At 73.4% G+C, this 16,710-nt stretch carries 6 protein-coding genes; 1 reads left to right on the forward strand and 5 read right to left on the reverse strand.

What is annotated here, in order from left to right; genetic code table 11:
• Nucleotides 1-6: 6 nt before the first annotated feature.
• Together ACZ44S_RS33645 and ACZ44S_RS33650 are read right to left on the reverse strand one after the other, a co-directional pair.
• Nucleotides 7-1,371 (reverse strand): MATE family efflux transporter, encoded by a 1,365-nt coding sequence (locus ACZ44S_RS33645; RefSeq protein WP_466936081.1) that lies wholly within the window; start codon nucleotides 1,369-1,371, stop codon nucleotides 7-9.
• A complete protein-coding gene (locus ACZ44S_RS33650) occupies nucleotides 1,362-2,336 on the reverse strand; it encodes a thioesterase II family protein (protein WP_466936084.1) in 975 nt (324 codons plus the stop codon). Before ACZ44S_RS33650 ends, ACZ44S_RS33645 begins: the two co-directional genes overlap by 10 nt.
• 26 nt (nucleotides 2,337-2,362) lie before the next feature.
• Between ACZ44S_RS33650 and fabD the strand changes: the two genes are divergently transcribed.
• Complete coding sequence (gene fabD, locus ACZ44S_RS33655; protein WP_466936087.1) at nucleotides 2,363-3,316, forward strand: ACP S-malonyltransferase; 954 nt, start codon at nucleotides 2,363-2,365, stop codon at nucleotides 3,314-3,316.
• 89 nt (nucleotides 3,317-3,405) lie between these two features.
• Here fabD and ACZ44S_RS33660 read toward each other — a convergent pair whose 3' ends face one another.
• From ACZ44S_RS33660 to ACZ44S_RS33670, 3 genes are all read right to left on the reverse strand, one after another.
• Nucleotides 3,406-10,563, reverse strand: a complete 7,158-nt coding sequence (locus tag ACZ44S_RS33660; protein WP_466936090.1) for a hybrid non-ribosomal peptide synthetase/type I polyketide synthase — start codon at nucleotides 10,561-10,563, stop codon at nucleotides 3,406-3,408.
• A gap of 71 nt (nucleotides 10,564-10,634) precedes the next feature.
• Complete coding sequence (locus tag ACZ44S_RS33665; RefSeq protein ID WP_466936093.1) at nucleotides 10,635-14,069, reverse strand: non-ribosomal peptide synthetase; 3,435 nt, start codon at nucleotides 14,067-14,069, stop codon at nucleotides 10,635-10,637.
• Nucleotides 14,066-16,702: a beta-ketoacyl synthase N-terminal-like domain-containing protein gene (locus tag ACZ44S_RS33670; RefSeq protein ID WP_466936096.1), complete on the reverse strand. Its 2,637-nt coding sequence runs from the start codon at nucleotides 16,700-16,702 to the stop codon at nucleotides 14,066-14,068. The genes ACZ44S_RS33665 and ACZ44S_RS33670 overlap by 4 nt, the downstream gene beginning before the upstream one ends.
• Nucleotides 16,703-16,710: the final 8 nt, after the last annotated feature.

The raw sequence follows: 16,710 nt of genomic DNA on the forward strand, positions 1-16,710 counted from the left end.
TTCAGGTCAGACCGAACGCGGCCGCGGGCCGGTGAGCCTGCCGCTGCGCTGGTAGAAGAAGCCCGCCTGTCCGACGACCAGCAGGGTGTTGGCGCCAAGCAGGGCGAGCCACAAGGCGGTCAGTCCGCCCAGGGCCGAGAGCGGGACCGCAGCCACCGCCAGCAAGCCGTAGCAGACGGCGAAGGCAAGCAGGCTGGGCACAGTGTTCTTGATCGCGACGAGCCCGAAGCCGAACACCGCCTGGAGCGCGTCGGTGACCACCACCAGGAGCACCAGCGGCAGCAGGGCCAGCACTTGGTGCCGGGCCGCGGGATCGTGCGTGAAGAGTGACAGCACCGGCCCCCGCAGCACCATCAGGACACCCCCGAGCAGGACCACCGCGCCGAGGGCCGTCTTGACCCCGGCGTGCACTCCGGCGCGCAGCCCCCGGACGTCCTTGGCCTTCAGGTACGGCGCCATCAGCGGGATGGTGGCCTGGCCGATGGCGACGGCGGCGGCGAACATGAGGCTGACGAGGGACACCGCGATGCTGTGCGCGGCCACGCTCACGGTGCCCACCCGCGCGGCGGCGATGGACAGCACGCCGAGCACCGCGAACTTGATGAGCACGGTGGCGGCGAGCGGCAGGCCGACCCCAGCCAGTCGGATCACCGCGCGGACGTGCAGGCGCCCCGGGACGAGCGCCCGGCCGGCCAGGTCGGGCGTCCGGCGCAGCCCCCAGTGCGCGACCGTCGCGCTGATCAGGCTGGACGCCAGCATGGCGATCCCCGCGCCGGGCAGCCCGAGCCCGTCGAACGGGCCGATTCCGTTCACCAGCGTCAGGGACAGCACCACGGCGACAGCGGTGCCGCTCGTCCCGGCCCGCATCACGATCCTGGAGCGGCCGAGGCCCACCAGGGTGGACGTGGCCGCGTTGCCGACGGCCGCCACCAGGACGCTCGCCGCCAGCAGCAGGGGAAACGGGCCAAGCGCCGACAGAGTGGTCCCGGGCACGCCGGAGACCAGGCCGATGAGCGGCACCGCGCCGACGGCCAGGGCGCCCAGCAGCCCGGTGACGATGCCGAGCCACATGCCATCGCGCACCACTGGCACCAGGGCGTCGGGGTCGTCGTCGTGCGCTGCGACGAACGGCATCACACCGCGCATCGCGCCGGCGACGGTCGCGGTGGCCGGGGTGTACACGGCCATCGTGAGGGCGAAGGCGGCCAGGGAGGCGGTGGCGTGCCGGCCGAGCACGGCGGTGTCCACCAGACCGCCCGCAGTGGACGCGAGCATGGTCAGGTAGAGCGGCAGGGCGGCCGTGATGGTCCGTCGGACCAGGCCCCGGCCCGAGATGTCGGAGGGCGGTGTGGCCTCCTGGGTCATGCCCATGAGGCCTCCCGCCACACGGCCGGCTCCGGTTCCGCAAGCCGCGCCGCCGCCGCCCGCACGTCCCGCTTCCACTGCGCGGCGAAGACGGCCGGCTGGTCGAAGAGGTAGAAGTGACCGCCGGGCCAGGGGCGGAATCGGGTGCCCGCCGAGGAATAGCCGGCCCATGGGGACACCAGGTCCCGCCCCGCCATGGGGTCGTGCTCGCCGTAATAAACGGCCAGAGGCACACCGAGTACGCGCGGGGAATCACTCGGAGAATCCCCGGAGGAATCCGCCGATGAATCGCTCGGCGCACCTCCCAGGAAATCACCTTGGGCGCCTCCCGGAGAATCGCCGGAGGAAGTTCCCTCGTATCTTTCCAGGAGAGTCAGGTCGGAACGCAGAACACGGGTCAAATACTCCAGGAGTTCGGGTTCCTCGAGGACTTCGGGCGGGGTTCCGCCGAGGTCACGCAGGAAGTCGGCGAGCTGGTCCTGGGTGCGCAGATTCCGGTACCGCTCGCGCAGGTGCCGCAGATGGGGAGCCGGGCTCGCCGAGACGCCCAGCAGGACCGGTGGCAGGCCGAGCCGCTCCAGTTCGCGGGTAAGCTCATAACCGACCAGGGCGCCCATGCTGTGCCCAAACAGCGCATACGGCCCGGTCAGCTGTGCGGTCAGGGCTGGTAGCAGCAGCGAAACCGTCGCCTCGACGGTGGCGGGCACGGGGATCCCGGCGGCCGCGCCCCGGCCCGGTAGCTCCAGGGCCAGCAGCCGCCAGTCCTGCGGCAAGGAGTCGCGCAGCGGCATAAAACTCACCGCGGAACCGCCGGCATGATGCACGAGAACCAGCGTGAATTCCGCACCCCCGGTCGCGCCGCAGCGTGCCCCGGGGCCTTTCCGCAGATCTCTCAGGAAAGGAGAGGGGGGCTTTGTTCCGGTGCCGGGCGGCCGGTAAGGTGAGCCGCCGTCAATGCGCGATTCGTGCATCACTTTTCCTTGGGCAGGAGGCTGCCGTGAGTCGACTTGCTTTTCTTTTCCCGGGCCAGGGTTCGCAGGTACCCGGAATGGGGTCCGATCTGCTGGAACGACATCCCGAGCTGGCGCGTCCGTACTACGAGACCGCGGACGAGGTGCTGGACATACCGCTGAGCAAGCTCTGCTTCGAGGGCGACACCGAGGACCTGCGGGACACCTCCGTGACCCAGCCGGCCGTCTACCTGGTCAGCGTGGTGGCCGCGGCCGTGCTGCGGGAGTTGGGCATTAGGCCTTCGGTGGTCGCCGGGCACAGCCTCGGCGAGTACACCGCGCTGGTCTGCGCCGGCGTCCTCGACTGGGTCGACGGGCTGCGGCTGGTTCGCCGTCGCGGCCTGCTCATGGCCGAGGTGAACCGGCGCACCCCCGGCAGTATGGCGGCCGTCATCGGGCTGCCCGCCGACCGGGTCCGCGAGCTGTGCGAGGAGGTCTCCGGCGCCCGGCGGACGATCGTCGAGGTGGCCAACTACAACTCCGCCCAGCAGACGGTCGTCTCCGGCGCCGCCGACGGCGTGTCCGAGGTGTCCCGCCGGGCACGCGAGGAGGGTGCGCGCCACGTGGCGGAACTGAGGGTCGGCGCCCCCTTCCACTGCTCCCTGATGGCGGACGTGACCGCCGAGTTCGGTGAGCACCTGGCAGCCACCCCCTTCCGCACCCCGGCCGTCCCGGTGGTGGCCAACGTGACCGCCTCCTACGTGCACACGGGACCGGAGGCCCGCGCCCTGCTCGCCGAGCAGCTCGCCGCCCCGGTGCGCTGGCACGAGACCCTGAACCTGCTCGGCCGCGAGGAGGTGTCGGCGTTCGTCGAGGCGGGTCCGGGACGCGTGTTGACCAACCTCAGCCGCTCCGTGCATCCGGACGTCCCCGCCCTGCCGGGCGGGACCGTCCGGCACATCGACAAGGCGGTGGAGAAGCTGAGCGGCGCTCTGGTGTGACGCCCGCCCGGTGGGCGCCCCGCACCGGGGCGCCCACCAGGGGCGGCGCGGCGGCCGGCCCGTGGCGCCGACGGGCCGCCGGGTTCCGGTCATGCACCGGCTCCTCGCGGGTCGAGCGAGTCGGCGGACGCCTCCGGTTCGAAGACGAGGCCGTACAGGGCCTGCCGGTATAGGGCAAGCAACCGGTCATCGCCACTCGCCGCGTCGTGGCGGAGCAGGACACGGAAGGAGTTCTGCCGGTCGACGACCGTCAGGTGCAGCCGGCGCCCGGGAGCCAGCGGATCGGGGCCGACGTCGCGCAGCGTTCCCGTCCCGAACCGCAGCGGTTCGTCGTCCCGGGCGTAGTTGAACACGATGTCCAGGTCGTCGAAGGTCGTGAGGTCGGCGTGGGCGGCGGCGAGGTCCGCGTACGGCACCGCGCTGACCGACAGCACCTGGTCGACGACCTGGCGCGCGCTCTCCAGGATCTGCCCGAGCGGCCGGTCCCCCGGCACCACCAGGGGCATCGGCACGATGTTGGCGAACGCGCCCACAGATCCGTCGAGCCGCTGCTGGAACCGTCCGTCGAGCGGTACCGCCGGACACACCGCCTCCGCCCGGCCCAGTCGGCCGAGCGCCACGCCGAACGCGGCCAGATGCAGGGTGAACGGGGTGGTCCGCTGCTGCGCACAGCGCGCCCGCAGGGCCGTCTGGAGGATGGCGTCCGGTGCCCACGCGATGCGGCCGGGCTCCCGGGCGGGGCGGGCAGCAGGCCGTCCCGTGCCGGACAACGGGGCGAGCAGCCGCCGCCACAGCCGCACCGCGTCCGTCTGCCGCGGGCTGCCGAGCAGGGTGGTGCGCCACGTCAGATAGCGCAGGTACCCGTCGTCCGCTCCGCCCGGTGCGGACGACCGGGCGTAGGCCTCGTCCAGAGTGCGGCAGATATTGTCGAGTCCACGGCCGTCGAGTGCCAGCAGGTGCACGGTGACGGCGAGTAGCGTGCCCCCGTCCGGTCCGTCGACGGTGGACACGCGCAGCAGCGGCCCGGTGCGCGGGTCGATCGGCTCGGCTTGGCCGCGCTCGTGCAGCCAGGCCGCCAGCCGTCCGGAGGCAAGGTCCGCAGGCGCCTCGCGCCGTACCACGGCGTCGGCGACGACCGCGGCCGTATCCGCCGGCTCGGCGCGGTGTGCGTCGTCGACGCGGAGCCGCAGCGCGGGGTGCCGTTCGAGCACCACCGCCACGGCGTCCCGCAGCCGCTCCGGGTCCAGCCGCTGCCCGGTGTCGTAGACGGCGGTCTTCTGCCGGTCCGGGCCCGGGCGGCCGGCCAGCACGGCGAGGCCTGGCGGCAGTATGGCGGGCACGACGGCCGACGGGAGTTCCTCCTCGGGGTGTTCGGCGCCGAGCCTGCGGCGGCCCGCCACCAGGGCAGCGACGTCCCGGGCGGTTCCGCAGGCGTAGAAGTCGGCGACGGACAACCGCACACCGAGCTCTTCGCGCACGGTATGGACCAGCCGGGTGGCCAGCAGCGAGTGCCCGCCGGCCTCGAAGAAGTCGTCGTCGGTTCCGAGGCCGGGCTGCTCGAGCACCGACCGAAACGCCTCCAGCACGCGCCCGAGCACCTCGTCCCCGGGGCTGCCGGGCCGGGCCCGCCGCGCCTGCCCGTCCCGCGTGCCGGTGCCGGGCCCTGCCGGGCCGGGCGGCGGGAGCAGGGCGTGGTCCACCTTCCCGTTGGCATTGACCGGCAGCCGGTCCACCACGGTGAAGCTGGCCGGTACGAGTGCGGCGGGCAGCACCTCGGCCAGCCGCTCACGCGTGCGGGGGCCGATCCCGTCCGTGCCCGGAACCGGGACCAGGTAGGCGTCGATGCGCCGGTCGCCCTCGGTGCCGCGCACCACCAGTGCCACGTCCGCGACTTCGGGGTCCTTGCGGATCACCAGCTCGATCTCGCCGAGCTCCACCCGGTAGCCGCGGATCTTGACCTGCTGGTCGCGGCGGCCGAGAAATTCCACCTCGCCCTCGGGCAGCAGACGCGCCCGGTCCCCGCTGCGGTACTGCCGCTCGCCGTCGGCGGAGACGGTGAACCGCGCCTCGGTGAGGCCGCGATCGCCGAGGTAGCCGGTGGCCACGCACGGTCCGCCGATGACGAGTTCGCCGACGGATCCCCGGGGCACGGCCCGCCGACCGTCGGAGCTCTCCAGGCCCAGGGTGACGTTCTGGATCGGACGGCCGATCGGCGCGTACCGCGGCCAGTCCCGTGGTGCGCCGGAGAAGGTGTACGAGGTGACGACGTGGGTCTCCGCCGGCCCGTAGTTGTTGATCAGCCGACAGCCGTCGAGATTCTCGAAGAATGCCAGCATCGGCTCGCTGAGCCGGAGTTGCTCGCCCGTGGTGGCGATCTCCCGCAGGGAGGCGAACGGGGACGGGTCCCTCTCGAACCGGGCGGCCAGGGCGTGGGCCAGCGACACCGGCAGGATCGCCTTCTGCACCTGGTGGCGCCGGACGAACTCGGCGAGCGCGTCGTGGTCGTGCCGGGTCTCCTCGTCGGCCAGGTGTACCGAGCCCCCGGAGCACAGGGCGGCGAAAGTCTCGTGAAAGGCCGCGTCGAAGCCGAAGGAGGCGAACTGGAGCCAGCGCAGGGCCTTGGTGTAGCCGTCGGTCTCCCAGTGGATCAGGTTGGCCAGCGCCCCGTGCGGGAAGTGGATGCCCTTGGGCCGCCCGGTGGTGCCGCTGGTGTAGGTGAGGTAGGCGCCGACCGACGGGCCGACCCGATCACCCGGGGCGGCGCCGTCCCGCGCCGGCATCCCGGACAGCGCGGGCAGCGCGAGGCGTCGTATGCCCTCGGGGGCGAAGTCCGTCTCCTCTGGGCGGTCGCAAAGCACCAGCCGGGCGCCACAGTGCTCGGCAATGGCGGCGAGCCGGGCACGCGGATAGCTCAGGTCGAAGGGCACCGGGGAGGCGCCGGCGCGCAGCACGCCTAGCAGAGCGACGATCATCCGGGTGTCGCGAGGCAGGGCGATACCGACCGGGTCCCCGGTGCCGATGCCGTGCGCGGCAACGAGATCGGCAACACCCGCGGAGAGTCCCACCAGTTGACCGTACGTCAGCGTCTGCCGACCGTCGTTGACCGCCTCCGCTTCCGGCCGGCGCGTGGCGTGCTCCAGGAAGACCGCGTGCACGGGCAGCTCGGGCACCGCCACCGTGGGGCCGGTCAGCGCCGCCCGGGTGTTCCGGGCCCGGGCCGGGGGCTCGGCGGGGACACGGTCGACGGCGGTGTCGGGGGTGCGGGTGAGCGTGTCCAGCAAGTACGCGAACGATTCCCGCCAGGCGTCCACCGTCCGCCGGGTGAAGCGGTCGGTGTCGTAGATGAAGCGGCCGCCGATCAGGCCGTCCTCGATCCACCAGTCCAGGGACAACTCGTACGGGCTGGTGGTGCGTTCAAAGGGCAACGGCCTGACGTCGACTCCGGCCGGCGGCCGCGGGCTCATGCTGCCCGGGTGCAGCAGGTTGAACAGCACCTGGAAGACCGTCGAGGCCTCGCCACGGCCGTCCGTCCCGCGAACGGCGTCCCGGGCCATGACCTCGAACGGCAGCTCCTGGTGGTCCATGGCGCCGGTCACGCGCCGGGCCGTGTCCCGCAGCAGGGAGCGGAATGACTGGCCGGCCGAGATCCTGCTCCGGATAGGCAGCGTGTTGACGAAGTTGCCGATGAGATCGCGGGTCTCCGGTCGGTGGCGGCCCGACACCGGGCAGCCGATCACCAGGTCCTCCTGGTCGGACAGCGCGGCCAGCAGCACCGAGAACGCGGTGAGGACCACCACGAACGGTGTCGTCGACTCCTCGGAGGCCAGGGCACGCACGGACTGCGCGGTCCGCTCCGGGAGGGTGAAGTTCAGCTTGGCGCCCCGGTAGCTGCGCTGGGCGCCGCGCAGACGGTCACCGGGGAGTTCCAGGGGCGCGGGCAGGTCGGTCAGCTCGCCGCGCCAGAAGGCACGTTGTCGTTCCGCGTCGGCGGTGGTGAGCCAGTCGGCCTCCGCCCGCGCATGCCGGGTCGCCAGGGTCGCGATCACTGGCAGCTCGGGGGCGCCACCGCCGGTACGGGCCTCGTAGAGGGCGTACAGGTCGCGCAGCAGGACACCGATCGACGTGGCGTCGGCCACCAGGTGGTGCATGGCGAGGGCCAGGACGGTGCGCTCGGGCCCCATGCGGAATAGCCGGGCCGCGCACAGCGGGGCACGGTCGGTGGGGATGGTGGTGTCGAGCAGCGCGGTGATCGCCGTATGCAGCCCGTCCTCGTCGGCCACGTCTTCCTCAACGACGTCCACCGGCGCCCGGTCCTCGACCACCTGACGGAAGGTGCCGCCGGTGGCGCGGAAGGTGGTGCGCAGGGTCTCGTGACGGGCTACCAGATCGGCCACCGCAGCCCGCAGCGCGGCACGGTCCACGGCTCCCCGAAGGTCGGCGAGGACCGGCACGTTGAACGCCTCGGCTGCTCCCTCGAACTCGCTGAGGAAGAGGAACGCCTCCTGGATGGAGGTCGCCGGCGCGGGAGCGCTCTGGGCAGGTGCGGTCGGCCCCGTCAGGGCAGTTGCCGTCGGCCCGGTCTGGGCCTCGGCCGGATCCGTCTCGGCGGCCAGCCGGGCCAGGCGGGCGGGAGTTGGTTCCTCCATGAAGGAGCCGAGCGGGATCCGCCGCCCCCAGCGCTGCCGTGCCTGCGCCACGACCCGGGTGGCGAGGAGCGAGTCACCGCCGAGCGAGAACAGATCGTCCGCCGGGCCGATGTCACTGCGGCCGGTCGCCTGGGCGAAGATCTGCCGGGCCGTCTCCTCGAGGTCGTCGGCGCTGTGCTCACCAGAGCCGTCGGCCGGCTCGGCGGCGGGCGCCGCGCTCTGCTCCGCGGTCCTCGGCTCCAGCCAGTACCGCCGGCGTTGGAAGGGATAGCGGGGGACCTCCGTGAAGCGGCCGACGCCGTCGGCCGGCCCGAGCCGCGTCGCATCCCCGGCCAGCCCGGTCACCCAGGCCTGCCCGAGCGCGGCCAGGAGGGCCTCGGCGCCCGGCCGGACGTCCTTGGCGGCGGCGAGCGCGACCGCGTCGGGGAACACCGTCGGCAGCGACGGCGCCGGTTCGGCGACCGGTACCGGGTTCAGCAGCACCGGTACCCTCGGGGGCAGCGTGCGCTGTCCGGGCGCGGCGGGCGCGTCGCCGAACGCCACGGCCGGATCGGGCACCCGGCCGACCGGGCACAGCTCCGCCCCGTCGGCGTCGTACCAGGGGATCGTCGCAGCACCGGGCACCACCCCGGCGAGGGCCTCGGCCAGGTCGGCTCCCCGGGCCAGCGCGGCGACGATCCGCGGCGCCTCCGTCTCCGCGACCACGCCGGTGAGCACGGCGGCCGCCGGCCGGTTCGCGGGGGTGGCGACCACCGCGCCGGGGCGTATGCCGTGCTCGGCCCAGAGCGCGGCACAGGCGAGTGCCGTGACCATGGTCGCGGCCCGCGGCGCCGTCCGCCGCAGGTGGGCCAGCGGGCCGGCGTCCGGGTCCGACGGCGGCGGGGGGCACTGCGCGGTCAGCCGCCCTACCGCCGCCGCGAAGGCCGGCCGGCCGCGCAGCGACGCCTCGGCCTCGTCCGGCAGCACGTCGTCGGTGAGGGTGAACGCGGCCGCCCGCTCGGTCAGGGTCGCCTCCGGCAGCCGGGCGTCCAGCGACACGGGCTCGCCGTCCGCGCGCCAGAGCAGGGCGCGGCGCAGCGGGTGGAGGGTGCGGCGGGCGGCCAATGTGTGGGCGACGTCGCGGGCGTCCTCCGGTGTGCTCCCGGCGACCCGGGACCGGACCGTGTCCTCCAGAGCGTCCAGCGCGGCGGCGGACTGGGCTGAGAGGAGCAGCAGCTGCGCGCGCCCGGCGGCGTCCGGATCCGGGGTCTGCTGAGCCTGCCGGCTCCCGGCGGCCTCCTCGACCTGCGGGGCCTCCTCCACCAGCAGGTGCACATTGGTGCCACCCACGCCGAGCGAGCTGACCCCGGCGAGCAGAGGCCGGGGGCCGGTCCACGGCCGCAACCGAGTGTTGACCCGGAACGGCGAGGTGTCGAAGTCGATGTGCGTGTTGAGCCGTTCGCAGCCCAGGGTGGCGGGGAGCTGCCGGTGGCGCAGCGACAGCACCACCTTGATCAGGCCGGCGATGCCGGAGGCTGAGTCGAGGTGACCGATGTTGGACTTCACCGAGCCGATGGCACAGTGGCCGACGGCGTCGGTGGTCCGGCGGAACGCCTCGGTGAGCGCGCTAACCTCGATCGGGTCACCGAGCGCGGTGCCGGTGGCGTGCGCCTCGACATAGGAGATCCGATCCGCCGTGACGCCCGCCAGTTCGTGCACCTCGGCGATGAGTTCGGCCTGTCCACGCACGCTGGGCGCGGTGTACCCGCTCTTGCGGGCGCCGTCGTTGTTGAGCCCGCCGCCGCGGATGACCGCGAGGATCCGGTCGCCGTCCTCCAGCGCCTCGTCGAGCCGGCGGAGCACGACCAGGCCGACGCCGCTGGAGAAGACCGTGCCCCGGGCGTCTGCCGAGAAGGGGCGGCAGCGGCCGTCGGGCGAGGAAATGCCGCCCTCGACCGGTGCGTAGCCGACGTCCGTCGGATTGATCGCGGCGCCGCCCACGAGGACCGCGTCCGCCTCGTAGTCCATCAGAGCCCGGCACGCGTGGTGCACCGCGGCCAGGCCGGAGGAGCAGGCGCAGTCCACGGCGACGCTGGGCCCCGTGAGGCCGAGCCGGTACGAGAGCTGGGTGGCCGTGTACCCGCGGTCGTTGCCCATCAGGACCCGGTGGAATCCGAGGGGCTCGATGGCCTCCGGGTGCGGCAGCACGTTCTGGAGGAGGTAGTCGGAGATGTTGACGCCGAGGTAGACCCCAACGCGGCCCGGGAAGGAAGCCGGTACCAGCCCGGCGTCCTCCAGTGCGTGCACGGCGGTCTCGAGCAGGAAGCGCTGCTGGGGGTCGGTGACGGCGGCTTCGGCCGGGGACAGCCCGAAGTAGTCGGCGTCGAACAGCGCGGGGTCGGCGAAGCGTTTGCGCACCGCGACGTAGGACGGGTCGGACAGCGCCCAGGCGCGGCCCGCCCGGCGCAGGTCCTCCTCGGGCACCTCCTCTCGGGGGTCGATGCCCTCGCGCAGGAGCTCCCAGAACTCCTCGGCCGACTCCGCGCCCGGGAAGCGGCAGGCCAGCCCGGTGATGGCAATGGCCGGCACGTCGTCGTCGGGCAGCTCGGCGGCTTCGGTCATGTTGCGGTCTCCATCTGGTCAGCAGGTCAGGGCAGGTCGGCGCCACCGCAGGGCAACCGGGGCGAGTCGGGTCAGCCGGCCCGTCCCCGGCGCCGCTGGGCCGCCTGCCGCATGCGCTGTCGCCGGCTGGCGGCGGGGACTTTGGGCTGCGGGGCGCCGGCGGGCGCGGGCCGCGCGCGGTCGGCGAGGTACGCCGCGTACGCACGGACGCTCGGGTGGCTGAAGAAGTCGACGACGCGGGCTTCGGGGTGGACCTGCGCGCGCACTTCCGACAGCAACCGCACGACCAGCAGCGAGGAGCCACCGGACTGGAAGAAGTCGTCGGTGACACGCAGGCCGCCCACGCCGAGCACGCGGCGCCAGATTTCCAGCAGCCGCTCCTCCAGCTCGTGCGCGGGCTGCGCCGGGGCGGCGTCGGGGCGGGCGAGCGGTACGGCGGGCAGCGCGCCGCGGTCCACCTTGCCGCTGCTGGTGGTGGGCAGGCGGGTGATCGCCGTGAACGCAGACGGCATCATGACGGCCGGGAGCCGCTCGGAGACGGCCGCGCGCAGTGCCGTCTCGTCGAGCACCGCGCCGGGCCGGGTCACATAGTGGGCGACCAGGGCCTGCTGCGCGCCGTCGCGCTGGAGCACCACCGCGCACTGGGTGACGCCGGGTACGGCGTTGACGGCCTGCTCGACGTCCTCCAGCTCTATCCGGTGGCCCCGTAGCTTGATCTGGTTGTCGAGGCGGCCGGAGAGCTCCACGGTGCCGTCCGGCAGCAGCCGGGCCAGGTCCCCGGTCCGGTAGACCGGCCCTTCGGGGTGCAGGGCTGGGCGCAGCGGGAAGCGCTCGGCGGTGAGGTCCGGTTTGCCGACATAGCCGCGGGCGACTCCGGCGCCGCCGATGACGAGTTCGCCGTACATGCCGACCGGCAGCGGGTTGAGCCGGGCGTCGGTGACGTACACGGCCGTGTTGGCCAGGGGCCGGCCGACCAGCACACGCTCGGGGCTGTCGGGCAGCTCCCAGGCGGTGGACCAGACTGTGGTCTCCGTGGGGCCGTACATGTTGACCACGCGCGGAATGCCGAGGGCCTTCAACTCCCTGGCCAGCGTCCGGTCGAGGGGCTCGCCGCCGACCAGCAGGATCCGCAGCGAGCCGAGGGCCTCGGCGGCGCGGGGCAACGCGAGGACGGTGCGCAGCAGGGTCGGGGTGGCCTGGAGAGCGGTGGCGCCTGAGGCCAGGATCAGGTCGGGTACGGCCATGGGTTCGGCCTCGTCGGCGCCGGCCGTGCCACGGCGTAGGGTCTCCATGTTCTCGGAGAGCACCACGGAGATGCCCCGGGCCAGCGTCCACAACAGCTCCACCACGGCGATGTCGAAGGTGACAGCGGTGACGGACAGCCAGACGGTGGCGTTGTCCGGCCGGATGACGTCGTCGAGGGCGATGAACAGGTTGGCGAGGTTGGCGTGGGTGACCTCGACGCCCTTGGGGACGCCAGTCGAGCCCGAGGTGAAGATGACGTACGCCGATCCGGTCGCAGCCCGGTGTCCCGGGTCACCGGCCGGGGTGCGCAGCAGCTCGACCGCCGCAAGGCGCGGCCCGCCGAAGCCGGGGCAGGCTTCTCGGTAGGCGTCGTCGACGACCAGCGCGGCGCAGTCGGCGGTTGCCACCATGGTCTCGAGCCGGCTCGCCGGTGCGGCACCGTCCAGCGGCACGTACACCAGCCCCGCCGCCATCATGCCAAGCAGCATCGCCACCAGGTCGGGGGTACGCGGCATCAGGATGCCCACGCGAGCGCCGGGCCGTAGCCCGGCGGCGCGTAGCCCGGCCGCGACGGACGCGGTGCGCCGCGCCAGGTCGCCCCGGGTGAGGGTGGTGCCGCGAAACGTCAGGGCCGGCCGCTGCGGCTCCTCGGCCAGCCGCGCCAGGATCTCCTCGTGGACGGGGCGGTCCGGCACCGGGCGGGCGGTCGCGGCGTTCCACCGCGCGATCAGCCCGGCGCTCTCGGTGTCGAGCAGCCCGACGTCCGCCAGCGGACGGTCCGGGGTGCGGCACATGCCGTCCAGCAGGGTGCGGTAGGCGGCGATGAACCGCCGAGCCTCGTCCTCGGTGAACTGGCGGTCGCTGTAGGTCAGCAGGCCGTGCAGGCCGTCGTCCTGCTGGCTGAGCCGGAACATGACGTCGTACTGGGTGGAGTACGTCGGCACGTCCACCGGGGTAGTGCGCACCCCGGGCAGCTTTAACTCGGTGTCGGGGAAGGTCTGGAACAGGAACACGGTCTGGAAGACCGGCGGGTACGACGCTTCGCGCGGCGCTCCGGCGGCCTGGACGACCTGCTCGAAGGGAAGTTCCTGGTGGGCGAAGGCCTCGTGGACCGCGCGCCGGACCGAGGTGAGGAACTGATGGGTGGTCAGCCGCTCGTCCACTCGGGCCCGTACCGGGACGAGGTTGAAGAACAGGCCCAGGGCGCGTTCCAGGCCCTCGTGCGGCCGGTTCGCCAGGGGGCTGCCCACCACGACGTCGTCGGTGCGCGACAGCCGGGCCAGCAGCAGGGAGTAGGCCGCGAGCAGCACGGTGAAGGGGGTGACGCCAGTCTCGGCGCACAGAGCGTCGACCCGGTCCAGCAGCGCTTCGTCGTAGCGGAACTCCAGGGCGGATCCACGGTTTCCGGAGGCAGTGCCGCGGCCGCGTCCGGGCATCAGGTCGAGCGCGGGGGGCGGGTCGGCGAGCGCACCGCGCCAGAACTCGCGCTGCTGTACGGCGGCGGGGCCAGCCAGCCATTGCTCCTCCCAGCAGGCGAAGTCGGCATATTGGAGGGGAAGTTCGGGCAGCTCGGGGCGGCGGCCTGCGACCCGGGCCCGGTACAGCTCCGCCAGCTCCCGTTTGAGGATGCCCGTCGACCAGCCGTCCGAGACGGCGTGGTGCTGGACGACGAGCAGGATCCACCGCCGGGGGGCGGTGCTGATCAGATCGAACCGGATCAGCGGGGCCCGGGACAGGTCGAAGCGGTGCGCTACGAGGGAACGCACCAGCGCGTCCGCTTCGTCCGGTGCGGCCACGTGCTCGTGGAATGGTACGGGGCACTCCGCATCGATGGTCTGGAGCAGTTCCCCGCCGGTCTGGGTGAGGGCCGTGCGCAGGATCTCGTGCCGGGCGACCAGCTCCGCCACCGCCCAGCGCAGGGCGGCAGCGTCCACATCACCGTGGAGCTCCAAGCCGAAGTACATGTTGTAGACGGGCGGGCCGTCGGCGAGTTGCTCGCTCAGCCACATCTGATGCTGGGCCCGGGAGGCCGGTATGCGGCCGGAGCGGTCGGCGCGGGTGACCCGCGGACTGCGCTCGGCGTCCGCGCGCCGCTGCTCCTGGAGGAAGCTCAGGATGGCGTCGCGGTGGGCGCGGAGGGTCTGCTTCAGCTCGTCCGTCAGCGCCTCTCGGGGGCCGCTGACGGACAGCCTGCCGTCCCGGGCCTCCAGCCGTACCCCCAGGTCCGCGAGCGTCCGGAGTATCTCGGTCGTGGTCGTCACAGCTCGAAGCTCTCTGTCGTGCCGGCGCGGTCATCAGCGCGGTCGGATGCGGTCAGCGTGCTGTAAAGCTCGGCCGAGGCCCGCAACTCGGCCACGAGCCCGGCCATCCCCTCCGGGGTCTCGGCGTCCAGCAGGTCGCCCAGGGGCACCCGAACGTCGAAGCGTTCCCGCAGCCGGGCCGCGATCTGGGCGGCCACCAGAGAGTGTCCGCCCAGGTCGAAGAAGTCGGCGTCGGGTTCGACGTCGGGCACGCCGAGCACGGTGCGCCAGAGTTCCATGACGACGGCGAGCACGTCCTCCTCCGCCCCGGCGGCGGGCGTCGGCGCAGGCGGAGCAGGGGGTACGGCCGTGGTCTCGCCGACGTTCCCGGGCGCGGTCCCGGCGGCGGCTTCGGTGGCGGTCTCGGCCGGACCGATGATCGCCCAGTGCCGCCGGGCCTCGAAGGGGTAGCGGGGCAGGTCGACGGTGCGCGCGGAGCCGTCGCGCAGTCGGGTCCAGTCGAGGTCGGCGCCGCGCTCCCAGCATCGGGCGGCCAGCTCCAGCCAGTCCTCCCAGGAGGACAGCGCGCCCATGAGGTCCAGGGCGTCCGCCGGGAGCTCGGCCGGTGTGCCGTCCATGACGGAGGTCTGGGCGACGTCCAGGAAGTGATCGACGGGCGGCAGGCAGCCCGCGGGCACCGACTCGCCAAGGCTGAGCGACCGCAGCGCGGACTCCGGCGGGGCGGGCGGACGGGCACGGAGGTCGTCCGCGATGGCGGCCAGGTGTTCCTCGCAGGCGCTGAGGTCACCGCCGTCCCGGACGACGGCCCGGATCGCCTCGTATCGAACGGCACAGCGCAGGGCGACATCGTGGTCCAGGGCTCCCGCGAAGGCCGCCGCGAGGTACTCACCGGCCCCATGGGCGGTGAGCGTGCCGCACCGCACGCCGAGGGCGGCGAGTTCGGCCAGCCCGGCGTGTCCCAGCAGGAAGGCCCTGCCGGCCGGGTCACGGTGGTCCAGGGCCGTGCGCAGCGGGGGCACCCGGTTGGCCAGAGACGGCTCAGGGTGCACGGCGGAGCCCAGGTCGAGGGCCACCTCAAGCGGTCCGGCGGCAACGGGATCCGTGCCGTCCTTCAGCAGGGCTGCGAGTTCGGGCACCGTCGACGCCACCCAGGCCCGCCGCAGCTCGCGGGGCATGCGGCCGTCCTGGAGGGTGCGGGCCACGTCCGCGCAAGCCCTGTACGGGCTGGCGGCGAGGGCGTCGGCCAGGCTCTCACGCAGTCCGTGGAAGGCCTCGGCGGTCCGGGCCGAGAGCGGGAAGAGCTGCGCGGTGCCGCCCTTGGCGCGGCCCGGCCCGGGGGCGGGGAGGTGCTGGCCGATGACAACATGGGCGTTGGTGCCGCCGACGCCGAGCGTGGACACGGCGGCGTACCGCGGCTGCTCCTGCTCCGGCCAGGGTCGGCGCCGGGTGTTGACGTACAGTCCGCTGCCCTCCAGGTCCGCCGAGGTCAGCAGTTCCTCGTGGTTGACGGTCGCCGGGATGACGCCTTCGCGTACGCAGAGGACCGCCTTGATGAGTCCGGCCATGCCCGCGGCCGTGTCCAGGTGCCCGATGGAGGACTTCACCGCGCCGATCGCGCACGGGGTGTCCGCACCGAGCCGCTCCCGGGCCTCGCGCAGGGCGGCAAGCTCGATGGGGTCCCCGAGGGGTGTGCCGGTGCCGTGAGCCTCGACATAGCCGACGGCGCGCGGGTCCACCCGGGCATCGGCGAGGGCCGCCAGAATGACGTCGCGCTGTCCGGCGACGCTGGGCGCGGCAAAGCTCTGGCGGCCGGAGCCGTCGTTGTTCACGGCCGTGCCGTGCAGCACCGCATGGATGCGGTCACCGTCCCGGAGCGCGGCGGCCAGCGGCCGCAGCACGACGACGCCGACGCCGCTGCCCGGCACCGTCCCGGACGCGGCACGGTCGAAGGGGCGCAGCGTGCCGTCCGGGGACAGCACCGCGCTCTCCTGCGCGACGTAGCCGTGCTCGTGCGGCAGCTGGACAGACACCGCGCCGGCCAGGGCTATGTCGCAGTCCCCCGCCAGCAGGCTCTGCCGGGCGAGGTGCACGGCGGTGAGCCCGGTGGAGCACAAGGTGTTCACGAAGAGGCTCGGGCCGCGCAGGTCGAGGTGGTAGGAGACGCGCAGGGGCAGCATCGCCGGCGCGTCCGACATACGGCGGTGGCTGCCCGAGGCCGCGTCCGGTTCCGGTAGCAGCCGACCGTATCGGTTGTCGCCGCTACCGCAGAACACGCCCACGCGTCCTCCGGCGGCGCGGCCCGCCCAGCCGGCGTCCTCCAGCGCGTGCACGGCCTCCTCCAGGAAGAGCCGGTGCTGTGGGTCCATCGTGTCGGCCTCGGCCGGCGCGATGCCGAAGAAGGAGGAGTCGAAGTGCTCGACGCCATCCACGGCACCCGAGACGGCGACGTATCCCTCCCGGGCGGAGCGGTCCCGCGGTACGCCCCTGGCGCGGAGGCCGGGTTCGTCGAGCGGGTCCAGGAACTGGGCCCCGTCCAGCAGGTTCGACCAGTAGCCGTCGACGTCCCGCGCTCCGGGAAAGCGGCATGCCATGCCGATCACGGCGACGGCACGGTCCGGGTTCTGCACGCTCACGGGATGTC

This window comes from Streptomyces malachitofuscus, assembly GCF_055571035.1.

What these genes read in the sequence shown, in the direction of transcription:
- ACZ44S_RS33660 (WP_466936090.1), bottom strand. Translation starts at nt 10,563, where the DNA reads ATGACCGAAGCCGCCGAGCTGCCCGACGACGACGTGCCGGCCATTGCC.
- ACZ44S_RS33650 (WP_466936084.1), bottom strand. Translation starts at nt 2,336, where the DNA reads ATGCACGAATCGCGCATTGACGGCGGCTCACCTTACCGGCCGCCCGGC.
- ACZ44S_RS33645 (WP_466936081.1), bottom strand. Translation starts at nt 1,371, where the DNA reads ATGGGCATGACCCAGGAGGCCACACCGCCCTCCGACATCTCGGGCCGG.